The following is a 913-nucleotide window of genomic DNA, read 5'->3' as shown; positions in this document are numbered from 1 at the left end:
GAAAGAAACTGCCACGACACCATACCGCGGGAACGTTGTGCCCAATAAAAAGAGACCGATGAAACCAATATTGACAATAGCCTTAATGATTTTCAACATAAGTATTTTTGGACAATCATTATTTTTCAATGAGTTTAAAGTGATTAATTTCAATGTTCCTCGTTCAAGTGACAGTTACGAGTCAAGGATAATTAGAATTAGTAATGATACTTTAATTACAAAGGATACTTATCCAATTGGACTTTACTGGAACCCGATTAATGATAATGAAATAATTGGTTGTAATGCATGGACTATTGGAAAATGGAATATACAATCCGATTTATATGATACTTTATATCATAATGATAAATTGGTAATAGTTGAATTGACATGTAATGATAATTCATGTTTTGCAATAACTACACCGGGAGAACAGGATAGATTTTATGATTATAATATTTTAAAAATCAATATTGAAAATAAAAGAATTGAGAAATTTGATTTCAATGATGATTACAACATTATCAATTTATATGCATCAAATAGATTTTTATCATTTATTGATTATGACTACAATGAAGAAACTGATTTGATTTTAACAAAGCTGATAATTTATGATTTGATTAAAAATCAATTTAGGGAGATTGATAGAGCAAATTCTGATAATAACGAATGGTTTGGAGGGATTGAAGAAAGGTCTGTTATGTGCTGGAAAAATGATAACGAGTTATATTATTTCAAAAAAGAAAGTGATAAATCAAATGGGTCAATTTTCAAATATGATATCAAAAGCAAATTGAGAACCAGAGAATTTGAGCTTCCACTTGAGAATATTTATAGCTTTACATTAAAGGATAACGGGATAATTATACTTAATGATGAGAAATTGATATTTATGGATAAGGAAGGGAATGAAAAATTAATTTATCAA

At 27.7% G+C, this 913-nt stretch carries 1 protein-coding gene; it reads left to right on the top strand.

Annotated features, from left to right (window positions below; genetic code table 11):
* Positions 1–58: 58 nt before the first annotated feature.
* Positions 59–913 (top strand): hypothetical protein (locus ACE01N_RS20535; protein WP_380592962.1); only part of this gene is annotated, 855 nt, incomplete at its 3' end.

Source organism: Quyinboa ferrireducens (assembly GCF_042436675.1).
Classification (GTDB): domain Bacteria; phylum Bacteroidota; class Bacteroidia; order Bacteroidales; family UBA5342; genus JBHJHP01.
This window is presented reverse-complemented; position numbering and strand designations above follow the sequence as displayed.